The organism is Klebsiella sp. F11 (genome assembly GCF_056712265.1).
The window spans coordinates 5,533,561-5,552,003 of sequence record NZ_CM160060.1; the positions used below are offsets into that span (position 1 = coordinate 5,533,561).

18 protein-coding genes and 1 pseudogene are annotated in these 18,443 nt (G+C 55.6%); 14 read left to right on the forward strand and 5 right to left on the reverse strand.

The genetic code is table 11. The annotated features are described in order from the left end of the window. The 6 genes from AC1M2H_RS27145 (at position 1) to AC1M2H_RS27170 (ending at position 6,544) form a co-directional block, all read left to right on the forward strand. Entirely contained in the window at positions 1-1,365 is a 1,365-nt protein-coding gene (locus AC1M2H_RS27145; RefSeq protein WP_480149761.1) for an efflux transporter outer membrane subunit, read from the forward strand. Positions 1,366-1,413: 48 nt separating this feature from the next. After that, on the forward strand, positions 1,414-2,577 hold the full coding sequence (locus AC1M2H_RS27150; RefSeq protein WP_480149762.1) for a multidrug effflux MFS transporter: 1,164 nt from the start codon (positions 1,414-1,416) through the stop codon (positions 2,575-2,577). A gap of 163 nt (positions 2,578-2,740) precedes the next feature. Then, positions 2,741-3,643 (forward strand): N-acetylmuramic acid 6-phosphate etherase, encoded by a 903-nt coding sequence (gene murQ / locus AC1M2H_RS27155; RefSeq protein ID WP_480149763.1) that lies wholly within the window; start codon positions 2,741-2,743, stop codon positions 3,641-3,643. Between the two features lie 24 nt (positions 3,644-3,667). Continuing rightward, positions 3,668-5,101, forward strand: coding sequence for a PTS N-acetylmuramic acid transporter subunit IIBC (gene murP, locus AC1M2H_RS27160; protein ID WP_480149764.1), 1,434 nt, complete (start codon positions 3,668-3,670; stop codon positions 5,099-5,101). 146 nt (positions 5,102-5,247) lie between these two features. After that, positions 5,248-6,150 carry a DMT family transporter gene (locus tag AC1M2H_RS27165; protein ID WP_480149765.1) on the forward strand — a complete coding sequence of 301 codons (903 nt, stop codon included), beginning with the start codon at positions 5,248-5,250 and terminating at the stop codon, positions 6,148-6,150. 100 nt (positions 6,151-6,250) lie between these two features. Then, positions 6,251-6,544 carry a YicS family protein gene (locus AC1M2H_RS27170; protein ID WP_480149766.1) on the forward strand — a complete coding sequence of 98 codons (294 nt, stop codon included), beginning with the start codon at positions 6,251-6,253 and terminating at the stop codon, positions 6,542-6,544. Positions 6,545-6,664: 120 nt separating this feature from the next. Here AC1M2H_RS27170 and AC1M2H_RS27175 read toward each other — a convergent pair whose 3' ends face one another. Continuing rightward, entirely contained in the window at positions 6,665-7,606 is a 942-nt protein-coding gene (locus AC1M2H_RS27175; protein ID WP_426815580.1) for a LacI family DNA-binding transcriptional regulator, read from the reverse strand. Between the two features lie 294 nt (positions 7,607-7,900). Between AC1M2H_RS27175 and AC1M2H_RS27180 the strand changes: the two genes are divergently transcribed. The 4 genes from AC1M2H_RS27180 (at position 7,901) to AC1M2H_RS27195 (ending at position 11,459) form a co-directional block, all read left to right on the forward strand. After that, positions 7,901-8,215 carry a PTS sugar transporter subunit IIB gene (locus tag AC1M2H_RS27180; protein WP_041143294.1) on the forward strand — a complete coding sequence of 105 codons (315 nt, stop codon included), beginning with the start codon at positions 7,901-7,903 and terminating at the stop codon, positions 8,213-8,215. Positions 8,216-8,226: 11 nt separating this feature from the next. Beyond that, positions 8,227-9,552 (forward strand): PTS sugar transporter subunit IIC, encoded by a 1,326-nt coding sequence (locus AC1M2H_RS27185; RefSeq protein ID WP_480149767.1) that lies wholly within the window; start codon positions 8,227-8,229, stop codon positions 9,550-9,552. A gap of 132 nt (positions 9,553-9,684) precedes the next feature. After that, positions 9,685-9,987 carry a PTS lactose/cellobiose transporter subunit IIA gene (locus tag AC1M2H_RS27190; RefSeq protein WP_480149768.1) on the forward strand — a complete coding sequence of 101 codons (303 nt, stop codon included), beginning with the start codon at positions 9,685-9,687 and terminating at the stop codon, positions 9,985-9,987. A gap of 92 nt (positions 9,988-10,079) precedes the next feature. Continuing rightward, on the forward strand, positions 10,080-11,459 hold the full coding sequence (locus AC1M2H_RS27195) for a carbohydrate porin (RefSeq protein WP_480149769.1): 1,380 nt from the start codon (positions 10,080-10,082) through the stop codon (positions 11,457-11,459). An 85-nt stretch (positions 11,460-11,544) separates the two neighbouring features. Here the strand turns inward: AC1M2H_RS27195 and nepI are convergent, their stop codons facing one another. Both nepI and AC1M2H_RS27205 read right to left on the reverse strand, forming a co-directional pair. Continuing rightward, a complete protein-coding gene (gene nepI, locus AC1M2H_RS27200) occupies positions 11,545-12,732 on the reverse strand; it encodes a purine ribonucleoside efflux pump NepI (RefSeq protein ID WP_480149770.1) in 1,188 nt (395 codons plus the stop codon). A gap of 177 nt (positions 12,733-12,909) precedes the next feature. Next, entirely contained in the window at positions 12,910-13,362 is a 453-nt protein-coding gene (locus AC1M2H_RS27205; protein ID WP_480149771.1) for a DUF1198 domain-containing protein, read from the reverse strand. Between the two features lie 493 nt (positions 13,363-13,855). On the opposite strand from AC1M2H_RS27205, the gene AC1M2H_RS27210 reads away from it, so the two are divergent. Then, complete coding sequence (locus AC1M2H_RS27210) at positions 13,856-14,410, forward strand: type IV secretion protein Rhs (RefSeq protein WP_480149772.1); 555 nt, start codon at positions 13,856-13,858, stop codon at positions 14,408-14,410. Here the strand turns inward: AC1M2H_RS27210 and AC1M2H_RS27215 are convergent. After that, positions 14,379-15,184, reverse strand: a protein-coding gene (locus AC1M2H_RS27215; protein ID WP_480147878.1) for an IS5 family transposase whose coding sequence is annotated in 2 segments (ribosomal slippage) — positions 14,379-14,831 and positions 14,834-15,184 — 804 coding nt in all. Because the reading frame shifts where the segments join, the coding sequence is not laid out codon by codon here. The genes AC1M2H_RS27210 and AC1M2H_RS27215 overlap by 32 nt on opposite strands. Before the next feature lie 101 nt (positions 15,185-15,285). Here AC1M2H_RS27215 and AC1M2H_RS27220 point away from each other — a divergent pair. The 3 genes and pseudogenes from AC1M2H_RS27220 (at position 15,286) to AC1M2H_RS27230 (ending at position 17,097) form a co-directional block, all read left to right on the forward strand. Beyond that, positions 15,286-15,615, forward strand: a complete 330-nt coding sequence (locus AC1M2H_RS27220) for a putative T6SS immunity periplasmic lipoprotein (RefSeq protein ID WP_480149773.1) — start codon at positions 15,286-15,288, stop codon at positions 15,613-15,615. A gap of 2 nt (positions 15,616-15,617) precedes the next feature. After that, entirely contained in the window at positions 15,618-16,118 is a 501-nt protein-coding gene (locus AC1M2H_RS27225) for an Hcp family type VI secretion system effector (RefSeq protein WP_480152045.1), read from the forward strand. Positions 16,119-16,253: 135 nt separating this feature from the next. Beyond that, a pseudogene (locus AC1M2H_RS27230) lies at positions 16,254-17,097 on the forward strand (IS5 family transposase). Between the two features lie 200 nt (positions 17,098-17,297). Here the strand turns inward: AC1M2H_RS27230 and AC1M2H_RS27235 are convergent. After that, a complete protein-coding gene (locus AC1M2H_RS27235; protein WP_480149774.1) occupies positions 17,298-17,909 on the reverse strand; it encodes a DNA-binding protein in 612 nt (203 codons plus the stop codon). Positions 17,910-18,443: the final 534 nt, after the last annotated feature.

Consider the following 18,443-nt stretch of genomic DNA (forward strand, 5'->3'; position numbering starts at 1 on the left):
ATGTTTCGTTTTACGTTAGTTTTTATCGCGCTCCTGAGCGCAGGCTGCGTCTCGCTTGATCCACACTATGAGCGCCCGACAGCGCCGGTGCCCTCTACGCTGCCCGGCGCCCACGGCGAAGCGACGACGGTCGTCAGCCAGTGGCAGCAGGTGGTGAACGACGCGCGGCTCAAAAAGGTGGTGACCATCGCGCTGAACAGCAACCGCGACGTACAAAAGGCGCTGGCCGATATTGAAGCCGCCCGCGCCGAATATGGCGAAACCCGCGCTTCGCTGTTCCCCACCGTTGACGCCGAGCTGAGCCATACCCGCAGCAAAACGGTGGCCAGCGGCCTCACCTCATCGGCGGAAGCCGACGGGGCTGTCTCCAGCTTCGAGCTGGACCTGTTTGGCAAGAACCAGAGCCTGAGCCGCGCGGCGCGGGAAACCTGGCTTGCCAGCGAATACACCGCGCAGAATACGCGGCTGACCATGATTGCCGACCTGACCACCGCCTGGATCACCCTCGCGGCGGATAACAGCAGCCTGGCGCTGGCCGAAGAAACCATGGCCAGCGCCGACAGCTCGCGCAAAATCGTCGCCCGCCAGATGGCGGTCGGTACCGCTGCGGCCAGCGATCTGAGCGATGCCGAAGCGGTTTACCAGCAGGCGCGCGCCAGCGTCGCCAGCTATCGCACCCAGGTCGCGCAGGATAAAAATGCGCTCAATCTGCTGGCCGGCGAAACCGTCCCTGAGAGCCTGCTGCCCGGCACGCTGCAAAGCCTCGGCGCCAACAGCATCGCCCTGATCCCCGCCGGCGTCTCTTCATCGGTCCTGCTGCGCCGCCCGGATATTCAGGAGGCCGAGCACAACCTCAAGAGCGCCAACGCCGATATTGGCGCCGCGCGCGCCAACTTCTTCCCGAGCATTTCGCTGACCGCCAGCGCCGGGGTCGGCAGCGATTCGCTCTCTTCGCTGTTCAGCCACGGGATGCAGGTGTGGTCGTTCGCGCCATCGATCAGCCTGCCGCTGTTTACCGGCGGCAGCAACCTGGCGCAGCTTCGCTATGCCGAAGCGGAGAAAAAGGGGCTGATCGCCACCTACGAGAAAAGCATTCAGAGCGGCTTCAAAGACGTCGCCGATGCGCTGGCGCGCCGGGAGACGCTGGGTGAACAGCTGGATGCCCAGCAGCAGTACGTCGCCGCCGAGCAGAAATCGCTGGATATCGCCACCCGCAGCTATCAGGCAGGGATCGGCAACTATCTGTCGGTGCTCACCGCGCAGCGTACGCTGTGGTCGGCACAGGCCACGCTGATCTCCCTGCAGCAGACAGATCTGGAAAACCGCATTACGCTCTGGCAGTCGCTGGGAGGCGGCGCCAGCTGATCTGCTCCCGCCGGGCCGCAGGGCCCGGCATCCTCATAAGGACCCGCTATGCCGCGTATTTCTCTCTCCTGGGTTGTTATTCTCGGGCTGCTCTCGGGCATTGGCCCGCTCTGTACCGACTTCTACCTGCCGGCGCTGCCGGATATCACCCGCCAGCTGAACGCGACCAGCACGCAAACCCAGCTCTCGCTGACCGCCGCGCTGCTCGGGCTGGGCCTCGGCCAGCTGTTTTTTGGCCCGCTCAGCGACCGCATCGGCCGCCGCAAGCCGCTGATTCTCTCGCTGCTGCTGTTTATCGTCTCCTCGGTCATGTGCGCCCTGACCCAGGATATCCATCTGCTGATTGTATGGCGCTTTTTGCAGGGCTTTGCCGGCGCGGGCGGCTCGGTGCTGTCGCGTTCGATTGCCCGCGACCGCTACCAGGGCGCGCTGCTGACGCAGTTCTTTGCCCTGCTGATGACCGTCAACGGCATTGCGCCGGTTCTGTCGCCGGTGCTTGGCGGCTACGTCATCACCGCCTTCGACTGGCGCACTCTGTTTTGGATAATGGCGGCGATTGGCGGCGTACTGCTGCTGTTAAGCCTGGCGATCCTCCACGAAACCCTGCCGCCAAAAGGCGCCGCTACCTCGCGTAAAGCGGGCGGCACCTCGGTGCTGAAAAATCGCCGCTTTATGCGCTACTGCCTGATTCAGGCCTTTATGATGGCCGGCCTGTTCTCCTATATCGGCTCGTCGTCCTTCGTGATGCAGAGCGAATTTGCCATGAGCGCCATGCAGTTCAGCCTGCTGTTCGGCCTGAACGGGATCGGGCTGATTATTGCCGCGCTTATCTTCTCCCGCCTGACGCGCCGCTTTTCGGCAGAGTCCCTGCTGCGCACCGGGCTGATGCTGGCGGTGTTGTGCGCCGCCGGCATGCTGCTGTTCGCCTGGCTGAAGCTGCCGCTGCTGGCGCTGATCGGCCTGTTTTTCACCGTGTCGTTTATGAGCGGCATCAGTACCGTGGCCGGGGCCGAAGCGATGAATGCCGTTGATGCCGGGCAGTCGGGCACCGCGTCCGCGCTGTTAGGTACGCTGATGTTTGTCTTTGGCGGCATCGCCGCGCCGATCGCCGGACTCGGCGGTGAAACCATGCTGAAAATGAGCCTGGCGATGGCGATAAGCTATTTTCTGGCCCTGCTGCTAAGCCTGAAAAACCCCGCTGCGCCACGCTAGCCCAGCCTGCGGTAATAAAATATTCCAGTTTTATTACCGCACAATCACCCGTCATACCTGAAAATATCTTATTATCCGCCATGCGCTAATCGTGATAACCTTCACATGAATGGAATAATTAATTCCTTAGAATACCCGCCACCGTGAATAATGAGGTTTTGTTATGAGTATCGACCTGAGCAAATTGCTGACCGAGCAGCGCAACGCCAATAGCGCCAATATTGACACCCTGCCGACCGTTGAGATGCTGACGGTGATTAACCAGGAAGATCGGCAGGTAGCCGAGGCAATTACCCCCTATTTGCCGCAGATCGCTCAGGTTGTCGACAAGGTCGCCGCGGCGCTGCAGGCAGGCGGGCGCCTGATTTACATCGGCGCAGGCACCTCCGGGCGCCTCGGGATCCTCGATGCCAGCGAGTGTCCGCCCACCTTCGGCACGCACCCGGAGCAGGTAGTCGGGATTATCGCCGGCGGGCATAAAGCGATTCTTAGCGCGGTGGAAAACGTCGAAGACAACAAAGCGCAGGGCGCAATGGACCTGCAGAACCTTAATTTCAGCAACCGCGACGTGCTGGTGGGCCTTGCCGCCAGCGGACGGACGCCGTACGTCATCGGCGCGATGGAGTACGCCCATAGCCAGAACGCCTTTGTCGCCATCGTCAGCTGCAATCCGCACGGCGAGATGGCCCGGCTGGCGGACGTCGCTATCACCCCGACGGTCGGCCCGGAAGTGGTGACCGGCTCGACCCGTCTGAAAGCCGGCACCGCGCAAAAGCTGGTACTGAATATGATTTCTACCGGGGCAATGATCCGCATTGGTAAGGTTTACGGCAACCTGATGGTGGACGTTGAAGCGACCAACGCCAAGCTTATCGAGCGTCAAATCTCCATCGTTATGGAGGCGACCGAGTGCGATCGCGACGTCGCCCGGCGGGCGCTTGACGCCTGCGGTCGCCGCTGTAAGACGGCGATTGTGATGGTGCTTGCCGATATCAGCGCCGAAGAAGCGCAGTCGCTGCTGGCTAAAAATAGCGGCTATATCCGCAAAGCGCTGGGCAACGCCTGAGCGCTAACAGACAGGTAATCTGCAATGGCAAAAATAAATAAAGAGATGATAGCGCGGATCCTTGCCCACGTCGGCGGAGCCGCAAACGTGGCGCAGGCGGGCAACTGTATGACCCGCCTGCGCCTGACGCTGCGTGACGAAGCGCTGGCCGATAGCGCCGCAATCCGTCAGGTTGAAGGCGTGATGGGGGTTATCGTCAGCGATGAGCAGTTCCAGGTCGTCCTTGGCCCGGGAAAAGCGCAAACCGCGGCGGAAATAATGAACGCCATGCTGGAGGATTCGCCGCAGGATGCATCGTCGCTGGCGGATATCGCCGCTGAGAAAAAGCAGGCGCTGAAGAGCAAGCAAACCAGCGGGGTGCAGAAGTTTCTCGCCAAATTCGCCACCATTTTTACGCCGCTGATCCCCGGCTTCATCGCCGTCGGCCTGCTGCTCGGCTTCGCCACTCTGGCAGAGCAGATCTTCGTCCTGGAGAATACGCACCCTAACGCCGGCCTGGTGGCGCTGATCGGCTATATGAAGATCTTCAGCAAAGGGATGTTTACCTTCCTGAGCATCTTAATCGGCTATAACGCCCAGAAGGCGTTCGGCGGCTCCGGGGTTAACGGAGCGATTATCGCCTCGCTGTTCGTCCTCGGCTACAACCCCGAAGCGACCAGCGGATTTTACGCCGGGATCTCCACCTTCTTCGGTCACGGCATCGACCCGCGCGGTAATATTATCGGCGTGCTGATCGCCTCGATTATCGGCGCATGGGTGGAAAGACAGGTGCGGCGTATCATGCCGGCCAACCTCGATATGATCCTCACCTCGGCGGTCACCCTGCTGATTATGGGCGCGGTCACCTTTACGGTGATCATGCCGATTGGCGGCTGGCTATTTACCGGAATGTCGTGGCTGTTCCTGCACCTCAACGGTAATCCGTTCGGCTCCGCGGTGCTGGCGGGGCTGTTCCTGTTGGCGGTGATGTTTGGCGTCCATCAGGGCTTTGTCCCGGTCTATTTCGCGCTGGTGGATGCGCAGGGCTTTAACTCGCTGTTTCCAATTCTGGCGATGGCCGGCGCCGGGCAGGTGGGCGCGGCGCTGGCCCTCTACTGGCGGGCGAAGCACGGCTCGCTGCTGCGCACCCAGATCAAAGGGGCGATTATCCCCGGCTTTCTCGGCATCGGCGAACCGCTGATCTATGGCGTCACCCTGCCGCGGATGAAGCCGTTTATCACCGCCTGCATCGGCGGCGCCTGCGGCGGCTTCTTCCTCGGCCTGATCGCGTGGCTGGGCCTGCCGGTGGGGTTGAATACGGTCTTTGGGCCCTCCGGCCTGGTGGCGCTGCCGCTGATGACCTCCGGCAGCGGCATTTACGCCGGGATGGCGGTCTACGCGGCGGGACTGGCCGTCTCTTACCTGTGCGGCTTTGCGCTGACCTGGCTGTTTGGCAGTAAAAACGTTGATTTGAGCTAAGGCACAGCGCTGGTCAGGGGAGCGCCTGGCCAGCCCTTCCCCGGCCTGCGCCACGCTTATCCGGACGCGACTACCATTTCCTTCCCCGCCGTCCGAACGCGCCCATGCTATGATTCCCTTTTTGCGATATACCACCTGAGGGAAAGATGGGCTCCAGTAAAAAAGGGATGCTGAATGTGCTTATAGCCGCCGTGCTATGGGGGAGTTCCGGCGTCTGCGCGCAGTACATTATGCAACAAAGCCAGATGTCATCGCCGTTTCTGACCATGACGCGCCTGCTGTTCGCCGGCCTGATTCTGCTGATGCTCTCTTTCGTCCACGGCGATAAAATTTTCCGCGTCCTGCAAAACCGCAAAGATGCCGTCAGCCTGCTGATTTTCTCGCTGTTTGGCGCGCTGACCGTGCAGTACACCTTTCTGATGACCATCGAAAAATCAAACGCCGCGACCGCGACGGTGCTGCAGTTCCTGTCGCCGACGATTATCGTCGCCTGGTTCGCGCTGGCCCGCAAAACGCGCCCCCGCCCGCTGGTTCTGGCGGCCATCGGCACCTCGCTGGCGGGGACGTTTTTGCTGGTGACCCACGGCAATCCGACCACGCTCTCCATTTCGCCCGCGGCGCTGTTCTGGGGGGTGGCTTCGGCCTTTGCCGCCGCCTTCTACACCACTTATCCGTCAACGCTTATCGACCGCTACGGCACCCTGCCAATCGTCGGCTGGAGCATGCTGCTCGGCGGGGCGATGCTGCTGCCGTTCTACGGCGGTCAGGGCAGCAACTTTGTGGTCAACGGCCCCCTGCTGCTGGCCTTCTTCTATCTGGTGGTGATCGGCACTTCGCTGACCTTCAGCCTTTATCTGAACGGCGCGCAGATGATTGGCGGCGCGAAAGCGGGCATTCTCAGCTGCGCCGAACCGCTGAGCAGCGCCCTGCTCTCGCTGCTGCTGCTGGGTATCACCTTTACGCTGCCGGACTGGCTCGGCACGCTGCTGATCCTGTCGTCGGTGGTGCTGATAGCCATGGATTCACGGCGGCGCGTTCGGGTGGCATAGCAAAGCAATCTACTGATTTTAAATAAGTTAAAGGCGGGGTGATTTGCATGTTTTGCACGCTATGCATATAGTTTGGTATCCCCTTTTACGGAGAAGCGCCATGAAAGCAGCATGCTGGATGTTGTGCCTGGTCAGCGCCCTCAGCGCCACGGCGGCGCGGGCCGAATCGCCGCTACAGAGCCTGCAGTTCGAGCAGCAAAAACAGCAGGTATTGAAAGCGGTAAAGGAAAAATGCGCCCCGGCGACGGCCATTAGCGATAACGACTTTGCCAATAGCGTTCTGGCCTCAAAAGAGAATCAAACCTACGTGCGCGAGGCCACCCTGGCAAAAGAGCGCAATAACCAGAAGAACTACCGGGCGGCGATCGACAAAATTACCTGCCCGGCGCAGTGATGCGTTCGCGAGGTGCCCAGCGGGCCGTCCGCCGCGCGGATGAAGATATCTGTCAGCTACGCCGCTGGCAGGTATTTTTTTGCCTCAATCACCGCTTTACGCGTCCCCGCGCGGGCCGCCTTAGATTTTCGGAATAATAAGATCCCCGCGCAGCATGCTGCCACCGAGCATTTGCGTCTTTTCCGTCAGCCAGTTGACGATCCGCATCGCCATCACATCCATCGAGTACTCAATCGCCGGAATGGTCGGAATACCGGGCAGCTGTAGCGATCCCGCCAGGCTAAAAACCATCACCTTCTCCGGCACCGCGCGACTGAACGCCTGCAGCTGCGGGACAACCCGCTGCGCCTGCTGCTCATCGGCAACCAGCAGCGCATTGAAATTCAGCGTCGTCGCGTTGCTCACCAGCTCCTGCACCGCCACCGAAGGCGAAATGCTGTCAAGGAATACCAGGTTACGATTAAATGGCAGGAAGTTTTTCTCCAGCGCGTGCTTGTAGCCCAGCAGCACCTGATCGGCAAAGCCGCTTCCCTCAGGGTGGATAAGCGCAATCTGGCGTCGACCTTGGCTAATCAAATAGTTACAAGCAGTTTCCGCAGCAAAAGCGTGATCAAACTGAATGCTGTTCGCCCCTTCGCTCTCGAGGCAGTCAATCAGCGCCACGTCCGGCCGGTCGATATTCAATGGAAAGCGGGCGCCGATAATCAGGATATCGTCGCACAGGCCGCAGCTGAGCTCTTCGAGCGAGTTCATCACCCCGTCGCGGGTGTTCGCAAAACGCAGCAGGAGATGCTTTTGATGCTGGCTAAGCTGTTTTTCCAGGGCATACAGATAGCTGGTGGTTTGGTTGATATTATCCTGGGCGCAAATCACCCCGATGCAGCCCGTGCTCTGGCTGAACAATGATTGGGCAATCATATTTGGCCGATAATTGAGCTCTTCCGCCGCCTGCAGTACCGCCTGGCGACTGGCCTCTTTGACTCCGCGAGAACCGCTCAATACGCGTGAAACCGTGGCCTTTGAGACGCCAGCTAAGCGTGATACATCGTTGATTGTAGACATCATTCTCCCCTGACAGGGTCGGGCCGATCCCTGTAAATCTTAAAACCTGAATCGCTTCAATAGTAACCAACGGCAGTATATCCGTTTCCTTTTTTATTTGGAAACCGATTTTCCGTTTCATGGAAAATCATCGCAGAAACCACGGAATTATGTGAGCAGAATCTAATTAATCAGCCCTTACACCGTTAGTTCTTGACGGTTATCACAGTTCTGTTTTTTATAAATGGAAACCGGTTTCCGTCTGATATCAAATCATCCACGCAATAACTTTTTACATATTGAGGATGAGTGTCGATGTACAAGATTATGCTGTGCTGCTCTGCGGGGATGTCCACCAGTCTGCTGGTCAGGAAGATGGTCGATGAGGCGAAGGAGCGTAACCTGCCGGTGCAGATAGATGCCTACGGTGTTTCCGAATTTGACATGCAGTTTCCGCAATACCAGGTGGTGCTGCTCGGACCCCAGGTAAAATACATGCTGAAAACCTTATCTGAGAAAGCCGCTTCCCTGAATATTCCTGTCCAGCCGATAAACGCGATGGACTACGGAATGCAGCGGGGAGATAACGTCCTGGATTATGCTTTGTCGCTGATAGCAGCGGCGCATTAAGAGGTGTGCAAATGAGTTCTCTGTATCAGTCCATGATTGCCGCGATCGAGCAATCTATTACTCCGCTGGCAGGACGCCTTGGGCAGCAGAAATACGTTATCGCCATCCGCGATGGCTTCACTGCCGCATTGCCGTTTATGATCATCGGCTCTTTCATGCTGGTATTTATCTTTCCTCCTTTTTCACCCGACACCACCAACGGTTTTGCCCGCGGCTGGCTGGATTTCTCACAGCAGTATCGTGAACAGCTGATGCTGCCGTTTAACCTGAGCATGGGGGTCATGACCTTCTTCATTTCCGTCGGGATTGGCGCCAGCCTCGGTCGCCAGTTTCAGCTCGACCCGGTGATGTCCGGCCTGCTGGCCTTTATGGCCTTCCTGCTGGTCGCGGCGCCCTACGCTGACGGCAAAATCTCCACCCAGTATCTGTCAGGCCAGGGGATCTTCACCGCCTTAATTACCGCCATCTACTCCACCCGTATTTATGCATGGCTGAAGCAGAATAATATTACTATCCGCCTGCCGAAAGAGGTGCCCACCGGCGTCGCTCGCTCGTTCGAAATTCTGATCCCGGTGCTGGTGGTGATCGGTACGCTGCATCCGCTGAACCTGTTTATCGAAGCACAGACCGGCATGATCCTGCCGCAGGCGATTATGCACCTGCTGGAGCCGCTGGTATCGGCCTCCGACTCCCTGCCGGCAATTCTGCTCTCGGTGCTGATGTGCCAGATTTTCTGGTTCGCCGGGATCCACGGCTCGCTGATTGTGACCGGGATTATGAACCCGTTCTGGATGGCAAACCTGTCGGCAAACCAGGCGGCGCTGGCCGCTGGCGCCGCGCTGCCGCACGTTTATCTGCAGGGCTTCTGGGACCACTATCTGCTGATTGGCGGCGTGGGCTCGACGCTACCGCTGGCTTTCCTACTGTTGCGCAGCCGCGTGGCGCACCTGCGGACTATCGGCAAAATGGGCATCGTGCCAAGCTTCTTCAACATTAATGAGCCGATCCTGTTCGGGGCGCCGATTATCATGAACCCGATGATGTTTATCCCGTTCGTGTTCGTGCCGATGATCAACGCGGTACTGGCCTACGGCGCAACGCGTCTCGGCTGGCTGACTCAGGTGGTCTCGCTGACGCCGTGGACCACGCCGGCCCCCATCGGCGCCTCCTGGGCCGCCAACTGGACCCTGAGCCCGGTAGTGATGTGCGTCATTTGCATGGTGATGTCTGCCGTCATTTACCTGCCATTCCTCCGCGCCTATGAACGTTCATTAATGAAAACTGAAGTCGAAAAAGCCAAAGGCGCCGTTCCGGTTGCTGAAACCGTCAGTCAGTAATAGTCGGGAAATACGCTCTCAGCGCTATTTCCCGGAGCATCCGATAAAAATAACACCGTCATCAGGAATTATGCGGAAAAGGGACTTTCGCCGTACGCTTTAAATAATAAAGTTAATACCTCAGGAAATATTATGATCGAATTAGAAGACGCGGTAATGGAAATTATCGTGAATGCGGGACAGTCACGCTCATTATGTTTCGAAGCGCTTCACGCTGCCCGCCACGGTAATATTGATGAAGCCAGGATGCTCCTTAATGAAGCCGATGGCTACGCCCGCCGGGCGCACCAGATGCAGACCCGGCTGATCGAGCAGGATGCAGGCGAGGCGCGCCAGCCAATGACGCTGATTATGGTTCACGCTCAGGATCATCTGATGAACTCGCTGCTGGCTCGCGAATTTTCACAGGAAATTATTCACTTATACCAACGTTAATATATATCCGTCATCCTGTCGTTTTCCCTGGCTATAAACCGGGGCGGGATGGTTATTATCTTAATATATAAATTATTACACGCGAGATAATTATGAATAATGTAAAAGTGCTGCCATTAGCCATGGCGGTCGTTGCCGCGCTGTGCCCAATTTCTGTATTAGCGCAAGATTTTACTCAGCAACAAATAGACGCCATTGTGGCGAAAGCCGTGGATAAAGCCCTGGCCGACCGTCAGGCCAAAATCGATGCCGCCGCCGATAAAAAAGTGGACGTCATCACCAACCCACAAACCACTGCGACCTCGCCGGATATGGCTATCCCGTTCGGCCTCAAGTTTAGCGGCTACGCCCGCTACGGCGCCCAGTTCCAGACCGGCGACCAGAAGTTCGTCGGCGTCGACGGCTCCTATAACGGCGCGTCGGCTATCGGCCGTCTGGGCAACGAAGGTAACGGCGGCGAATTCCAGATAACCAAGGCCTTTAAGAGCAGCCAGGGCGCCATCTGGGATATTAACGTCATGTTCGACCACTGGAGCGACGAAGTTAACCTGAAAAAGGCCTACGTCGGCGTCACCAACGTCCTCGAATCAAATCCCAACGCCTATATCTGGGCCGGCCGCGACTTCCACCAACGGCCGCAGCAGGGGATCAACGACTACTTCTGGATGAACCACGACGGCCAGGGCGCCGGGGTGAAAAACTTTGAGATCGGCGGCGTGCAGTTCGACGTGGCAGGGGTCTCACAGGTTGAGTCCTGCAGCCCGGAGGTGATGGCCGATGAATCCAACCCGTCGCGCATCACCTGTACCGGCGGCTCGGGCACCGGCGATAACGGCCACTATGCGCTGACCTCAAAAATCCACAATATGAAGGCCGGGCCAATCGACGTTGAGGTGTACGCCAACTACGGCTTTGATTCGAAAGCGGTGGATAACGACGCGCGGCTCGATGCCTGGCAGGGCGGCCTGGTGCTGAGCCATACCAACGACCGCGGGGTCAACAAAGTTATCCTGCGCTATTCCGATAACTCGGATAACAGCGTCTATAACAAAACCGACGATCTGACAGCCATTTACGCCAGCTTTGAGGGCAGCCACAAGTTTACCCAACAGGCGCAGGTGGAGTATCTGCTGGCCTTCCATGATTACGATAACGGCAAGGACAATACCGATAACCGTAAAAACTACGGCGCGATTGTTCGTCCGATGTATTTCTGGAACGACGTGCATTCAACCTGGCTGGAGGCCGGCTATCAGCGCGTTGACTACGATCGGGGCGGCGACAATAAGGGCTGGAAGCTGACGCTGTCGCAGAACATTGCTATCGGAATGGGGCCGGAGTTCCGGCCGATGTTGCGCTTCTACGTCACCGGCGGCCAGGTGGATAATAAGCATACCGCCAGGGTCAACGGTACCAGCAGCGACCAGCTGGACTCGCTGAACGTCGGCGGTATGTTCGAGGCCTGGTTCTAAGCTAAAAAATGGTCCCGGGTCGCGGCGTGAATGCCCGGCCCGGGTTCGCCCGCCCGGACGACATAGCGCCCCGGGAAAACGACAATTATATCCGCACCTTCGTGGTGACCAGCAGCCCGGTCAGCAGCATCAGGGCGCCCGAGATAAACAGCGGCGATAGCAGGCCCAGGTGGTCCAGCGCCACGCCGCCCGCCGCGGCCCCGCAGGTGTTGGCCAGCTGAATCACCGCGACCTGGATCGACCCGGCTTTTTCCGCCTGGTCTGACAGCGAACGGGTGATCCACGTGGACCAGCCCACCGGGATCAGGGCAAACGCAAAGCCCCAGATAATCGCCACCGCCGAGGCCACGATCCGGCTTTCTCCCCACAGCACCAGCACCGCCGCGCAGACCGCCAGCACCAGAGGCGCCGCCGCCAGAGCGGTTTTCACCGACCGCTTCAGGAGCACCGACGACAGCGAGGTCCCGACAAAGCTGGCGATACCAAAGCTCAGCAGCACCAGCGTCAGGCCATCAACGTCAAAACCCGCGAGGGTCATATAGACCGGGCGAATGTAGGTGAAGAAAGAAAACTGTCCGGCGAAGGCCATGAAAATAGCGCCCATCCCGGCCATCACGCCGGGACGCTTCAGCAGGCCCAGCATGTTTTGCTGCTGATGCGGCGCTTCGCCGGGCAGCGACGGCAGCACCTTCAGCAGCCAAATCGTGCACAGCACGCCCATCACCGCCGCCGCGTTAAAGACGTTGCGCCAGCCGATAATGCCCCCCAGGAAACTTCCCAGCGGCGCGGCGATCACCAGCGCAATCGACACCGCCCCAAAGATCACCGACAGCGCCTTCGGCACAACCCGCGCCGGCACTATGCGCATCGTCAGCGACGCGGACATCGCCCAAAAGCCCCCGAGCGCCAGCCCCAGGCAGGCGCGCCCCAGCAGCAGCAGCCAAAAGCTGTTGGCAAAGGAGACCAGCAGGCAGGAGAGCGTCAGCAGCACGGAAAACAGGATCACCACGTAGCGGCGATCGGTAGCGCGGATAACGGAGGTAATAAACAGGCTGGCAAACATGGCCACAAACGCGGTCGTGGTGACCGACTGGCCGGCCATCCCCTCGGAAATACCTAAATCCTGCGCCATCGGCGTCAGCAGGCTCACCGGCAGGAACTCAACGGTTATCAGGCAGGCCACGCAGAAGGCCACCGCAAAGACCGCCGACCAGTTTGGCCGTGAAATCTCTTTGGTCTGCGATTTACTCGTGGTGTTGATATGTTCTGTCATGACGTCACCTGAAGCTAAAAACGTGCGGAAAAGCCACGCAGTCTATCATCAAAACTGTGACGAATTTAACGCGTTGACAGTTTTTCTTTTATTACAACGCGCTATCAGATAGCCACAGCGTATCTCATGGAGAAACTCAACGACGAGACAGAACGGGCAGCACAATAACTCGTGATATCAATGAAGATAAAATACTCCCTCTTCCGGCAGGAAGAGCTGGTTGTAGCGCAGCTGGAAAGCGTTTAGCTCCTGCGGATCGGGCTCTATTTCGCGCATAAAGCCAAGCGTCAGGCGGATTTGCGCATCGGTTATCGGCGCGGCAAGCCGGGCTTTACGCAGCAGGCGGTGCCAGCTGAGCAGATTCTCTTCGCTGCCATCAACAATACAGACCTGCCAGATCAGCAGCACCTGCGCGGCATTCTGCAGATGGGCCTCATCAGGACGCTCAAGGTAGCGAATAAACTCGGTTCCAGCCGCTTTACCAAACTGGTCGATCATCGACTCAATCGCAACCGGCGTGATCCCCAGTCGTTCGTTTAAGCGTTTGATCGCCCGGCGGGAATCAGAGGTCAACACCCGAAATCCGACCATAAACACCACGCCAAGCGTTGCCAGCATTATCCAGACCATACGTTCTCCTTAAATCAGCCGCTCATCATAGCGGGAAACCCCCGACCTCGACAGCAGGCAGCGCCAGATTAATGAGCTGAAGAAAGGGAAAAACGATATGCAGGCGGACCTGCGCATGCGGGGTCTTAACCAGCTAAAACCCGTGGTGGCTGAGGGGATTGCAGCAAGAAACCGGCCCGCGGCAGGTGGGAGAAACGATTAAAACTCATTGTTAGTTTTCAGAACGCGTTTTATTCCTCGCTATGCTATTTATATATGCCTTTCAATAATTCATTTATATATCTTATATAACACAATCTCTTTTACTATATTTCAAAATTATGTTTATATTGACGCCACTAATAATACATTTTGGCCAGTGGCGCCTGCAATAACTTCAACGCCCTCTAATTACTATAATTTTAAGATTCTTCGCGTAAATTCCTTTTTCTTGCTCGTTAAACTCAGGCGTAGTATCGATATAAATATCAATAATGGACAAGGAGGATATTGAATGCCAGTAGATGAAAGAATAAGACCGACATCAGGAACGGCGATAAACCCAGGTGGCGTAAGACAACTAACAATTGGTGAGATCGCTCTGGCGAAAACGCTTTTTGGCGAAAGTCTTAACTATAGTCGGATTTGGGTACACCGTGAAAGTTACTTACCCTTTAACCTTCAACCCGTTGATGTTGCCATGACCCCTAACGGTGAACTATGGTTCAGAGAAGAAACCTATTCACCAGATTTTTCATTAGAGCGAGATCTCGCAAAGAAACATAGATTCATGCATGAAATGGTTCATGCGTGGCAAACCCAAAAAGGTATGTTTGTCAGGACAAGAGGTTTATTTTCTCGCTTCGCTGATTATAGCTACAGTCTGGATAAAGCAGATTTTCTCCATTACGGGTTAGAGCAACAGGCATCAATCGCCAGTGATTATTGGCTATTGATTAATTATGGTTTCGAAAATAACAGAGGGTTATATGAATATCGTGATTATACATCAAAAAAGACTCTTTATGATTTAGAGCCTATCCCAATAGGATTTTGTTCCAGACAATGATGCCGCAGGCAAAATGCAACATGGCCTCGTAATTTTCGGCCTTCTTTTCCCATCGGGTCAGAACCCGGCGAAAGCGATTCATCCAGCTATGAGTCCTCTCGACAACCCAGCGATGGGCTTTGAAGTCGGTGTTTTTACCTGCATCAGACTCCTCTTTACGGGACTGGATATGCGGCTCGTAGCGGCGGCTCTGTAGATACGTTTTCAGCCAGCCAGCTTCGTAACCTTTGTCCAGGCAGAGTCTGAGTTTTTGCCCCGGACGCCCCGTCTGAAGTGCATCGAGCGTATCTGCAACCAGTTTGATATCGTGCGTGTTCGCTGCTGCAACAACCAGCGACAGAGGAAGCCCGTTGGCGTCTGTCAGCAGGCTACGCTTTACGCCTTGTTTCCCTCTGTCCGTGGGATTACGGCCTGTTTTTTTGTTCCTGACAATGGCGATTTGGTCATACAGCCGTCCATCGACAGCCAGGACCAGTCAATGCCGTCCAGATGTTCGCAGGCAAGCAAACCGTTCTGCCAGAAGCGTTCGAAGACTCCCGCATCGCGCCATTCCTGGAAGCGTCGGTGTGCAGAACTCGATGAACATATCCCGGTGGCGTTCAGGGCGTTCCACTGGCAACCGGTCCTGAGGACGAAGAATATGGCATCCATGGCAGCACGGTTATCAACGCGTCTACGATGAGTCCCCAGTGGGTGGCTGGTTTTATGCTCCGGGATGAGTGGAGCCATTTTTTCCCATAGTTCGTCGCTGATCTGCCACTTGCTACCCGCCATACATTCCCCCTCAGAAATTACCGTAACGTATTATACGATAATTCCTTTTGGGATAGGCTCTTAATTCATAAATATAAATCCGTCATGAAAGGATTCCCTGGATGAAAAGACTCGTCATTTTCCCTTTAATCACTCTTATCTCAGGTTGTCCGGGAGGTAAGCCGGCCCCTTCCCAGCGTAGCATCTTCATTCATGGAGATACTTTGTGCTTTAGTGTAAATAAAAATGATACGTTAGAATATTACAATGTCTACTATTATCCGAAAGGTAGCCACACGGTTATTAAAAGCGATAAAGGAATAAATGTATCCTATCCCAACACATGTTTTAAATTCAAATTAAGAAATGGTTATCAATACAACATCCATTATGGCTTAAACGGCAAACAGTACACAGATTCATTTTTTATTGATAACGACGGGAGATTATGAAAATGTCATTACCAGCATATTTATTTTTATATGATGAGAATGGAGTTCAGGTAAAAGGCGACTGTCTGATGCCAGGTAGAGAAGGCGCTATTGAAATCATGAACAGTAGCTACGGTGTAAGGCAAGGTGTAGATAGTTTTACTGGAAGCATGACAGGGACACGGCAGCACGATCCTGTTACCGTCCATAAACAGTTAGACAAAACGAGTCCCTTTTTTGCTCTTGCTGTTTGTGAATCCAAACGCTTACAGAAAGCCGTAATTAAATATTATGCTATTATAGAGGCAGGCGTTGAAGTTGAACTATATAAAATCACATTAGATAGTGTAGTTATTTCTTCCGTTGATTTTACGCATGTCTACTATCCTGGTAGCTCTTCTCCGAATATGCATGAAGTCATAGGATTAAGATTTAGAGGGATTGAATGGAACTATCTTAGAGGGAATATAAAGTATGATGATGCATGGATGAAACCGTCAAAAAACCAGAAAAATCATCAGTAAGCCAGAAGAAGCCTATACTCGATAAACCTCAAGATGCATGAACGACTCATCGCTAAGCCCGGAACAACGCGACTAGGCTGTGTCCCTTAATCTCCTGAGCTATAGTAACTGTCTGTTTCCACAACACATTGAACTATGGCTCGCTACGAACTCCCCGATGAAGCATGGGCTCTCATCCAGCCACTATTACCTGCTGAACCAGCAATACCAAGGGCCGGACGTCCATGGGCAGAACATCGTATGATCATCAACGGCATGTTCTGGGTGCTGTGTTCAGGCGCACCCTGGCGCGATTTGCCTGAGCGATATGGTTCATGGAAGACCGTTTACAACCGTTTTAACCGGTGGTCAAATTCAGGGGTAATTAACATTATTTTCAATAAGTTACTATCATCTCTTGACGCTCATGGCCTTGTTGACTGGTCAGCGACGGCGCTGGATGGCAGTAATATCCGAGCGCTCAGATGTGCCGCCGGCGCGCAAAAAAACATCCCGATATCGTCGGAGATAGCGGCCTGGGTCGCTCTCGCGGTGGTTTTGGCACCAAAATCCATCTGGCGACAGACGCAAGCGGTCTCCCGTTAAACATCTTGCTGAGTCCCGGCCAGGCCCATGAAAGCCAGTTCGCACAACGTCTTCTGGATGGCATTGTGTTCAGCGGCAGAACGGCAGCATGAAGCGACGTGGTCATGCCGTACTGGCTGATAAAGGCTACTCCGGACATGCGTTACGTAACGAGCTGAAAAGCAAAGGTATAAAAACTGTCATCCCCCGCAAATCAAATGAGAAAATGGCCTCGGATGGTCGCTCACAACTCGACCGTGATGCTTACCGCAATCGCAACGTAGTTGAAGGTTGCTTTGGTCGCCTGAAAGAATATCGTCGCATTGCCACACGCTACGATAAAACGGCGAGGAATTATCTGGCGATGGTGAAACTGGGCTGCATCCGACTGTTTTACAGAAGGTTATGCAATTAAGGGACACAGCCTAGTCTTTTTCGCAGTCAGTAATGGCAGGGTTTGTCACACAAATGACCGGTTGAGTGACAATCATTAAAACAACGATTTTGGCGCTGAACCATGTCACATAACCCGTAATTTATTCAATTCCATGTAAATCAGTTGGTCTTTAGCTTTGGTTACGGAATTTTCTGGTATTACGGCGTAGACCCCCTCTCTCATTTCTTCACCTTCCCGTCCTGGCGGGCCAGAGCCAGCAGTTCGGTCTGAAGCTGACGGCCGTCCTCCCGGGCTTCCTTCAGCTCCGCTTTCGTGTCCTGCAGCTGCGCCGCCAGGTGTTCGCCGGTGGCGGTCAGGCGGGCCACCTGCTCGCGCAGCGGCAGCGCCTCCGTGCGCAGCTCGCGTACCTCCTGCAGCAGGCGGTCACGTTCGGCCACCACCTCGCGCAGCACCGCCAGCTCGCTTTCCAGCGCGGCCACGTTCGCCAGCGCCTCATCCCGCTCCAGGTCGGCCCGGGCAATGTCGTCGTCGGCCTGCTCGCGCGCCGCCAGGGCCCCGGCTTCAGCCTGTTTCACGGCTGCCTGCCACAGCAGCCCCAGCTGGCCGGTCAGCAGCTGCGCCAGCTCCGGCGGCAGGGGCGTGGCCTGCTCAGCGGCCTGCTCGCGCTGGCGGGCGCGGAACGCGCGCATCACCGGGGAGATGTGGGACAGGGAGCCGCCGCCGAGGTGCTGACGGACCTGCTCGTTGGTCGGGTTCGGGGTGCCGGCGGCGATCAGGGCGGCTGCGGCGTCTTCAATGCGGCGGACGGTGTCCGGGGAGAGGGTGGTCATGGTCTGGCTCCGGTATCTCAGGGAATGGCGCCATCGTACGCCTGGTGTAAAAAATACACAATACACGTAATACAAATAATACACACAATACAATTAATACATATAGTACATACAGTACAGAACTTACATACACTCTATCTCTTTTCCCGGTCAGATCCGATTTCTGCCGGTTCCGGATCGCGGCGATTATTTGCACGATTTTTGAGACAAACAAAAAAAATGTGATATAATATTAGGTAGTTAGATTGTATTTCCCTCCCGCATTTCAACCCGGCATGATTGGTTAATCCCTACAATCACTCACGCATCATTTCCGGAAATCTTGCTATTATTGATTTTTCGGAAGTGCTGGAAAGGTGCGTACGGTAATTTAATATTGTTACTATATCAATAGTAATTATCACTATAACTACATTAATAATTGTGAAAGTCAACAAAGTAAACTGACAGGGTGATAACCATATGCGCTAAAAGATGCGGTTTTACCAGCATCATGGATGTATACTTATTTATGTATCCAGAATATGCGCAGGG

Coding starts and splice junctions, on each gene's coding strand:
- AC1M2H_RS27150 (WP_480149762.1), top strand. CDS start 1,414: ATGCCGCGTATTTCTCTCTCCTGGGTTGTTATTCTCGGGCTGCTCTCG.
- AC1M2H_RS27190 (WP_480149768.1), top strand. CDS start 9,685: ATGATCGAATTAGAAGACGCGGTAATGGAAATTATCGTGAATGCGGGA.
- AC1M2H_RS27145 (WP_480149761.1), top strand. CDS start 1: ATGTTTCGTTTTACGTTAGTTTTTATCGCGCTCCTGAGCGCAGGCTGC.
- AC1M2H_RS27195 (WP_480149769.1), top strand. CDS start 10,080: ATGAATAATGTAAAAGTGCTGCCATTAGCCATGGCGGTCGTTGCCGCG.
- murQ (WP_480149763.1), top strand. CDS start 2,741: ATGAGTATCGACCTGAGCAAATTGCTGACCGAGCAGCGCAACGCCAAT.
- murP (WP_480149764.1), top strand. CDS start 3,668: ATGGCAAAAATAAATAAAGAGATGATAGCGCGGATCCTTGCCCACGTC.
- nepI (WP_480149770.1), bottom strand. CDS start 12,732: ATGACAGAACATATCAACACCACGAGTAAATCGCAGACCAAAGAGATT.
- AC1M2H_RS27225 (WP_480152045.1), top strand. CDS start 15,618: ATGTCATTACCAGCATATTTATTTTTATATGATGAGAATGGAGTTCAG.
- AC1M2H_RS27165 (WP_480149765.1), top strand. CDS start 5,248: ATGGGCTCCAGTAAAAAAGGGATGCTGAATGTGCTTATAGCCGCCGTG.
- AC1M2H_RS27210 (WP_480149772.1), top strand. CDS start 13,856: ATGCCAGTAGATGAAAGAATAAGACCGACATCAGGAACGGCGATAAAC.
- AC1M2H_RS27180 (WP_041143294.1), top strand. CDS start 7,901: ATGTACAAGATTATGCTGTGCTGCTCTGCGGGGATGTCCACCAGTCTG.
- AC1M2H_RS27170 (WP_480149766.1), top strand. CDS start 6,251: ATGAAAGCAGCATGCTGGATGTTGTGCCTGGTCAGCGCCCTCAGCGCC.
- AC1M2H_RS27185 (WP_480149767.1), top strand. CDS start 8,227: ATGAGTTCTCTGTATCAGTCCATGATTGCCGCGATCGAGCAATCTATT.
- AC1M2H_RS27175 (WP_426815580.1), bottom strand. CDS start 7,606: ATGTCTACAATCAACGATGTATCACGCTTAGCTGGCGTCTCAAAGGCC.
- AC1M2H_RS27220 (WP_480149773.1), top strand. CDS start 15,286: ATGAAAAGACTCGTCATTTTCCCTTTAATCACTCTTATCTCAGGTTGT.
- AC1M2H_RS27235 (WP_480149774.1), bottom strand. CDS start 17,909: ATGACCACCCTCTCCCCGGACACCGTCCGCCGCATTGAAGACGCCGCA.
- AC1M2H_RS27205 (WP_480149771.1), bottom strand. CDS start 13,362: ATGGTCTGGATAATGCTGGCAACGCTTGGCGTGGTGTTTATGGTCGGA.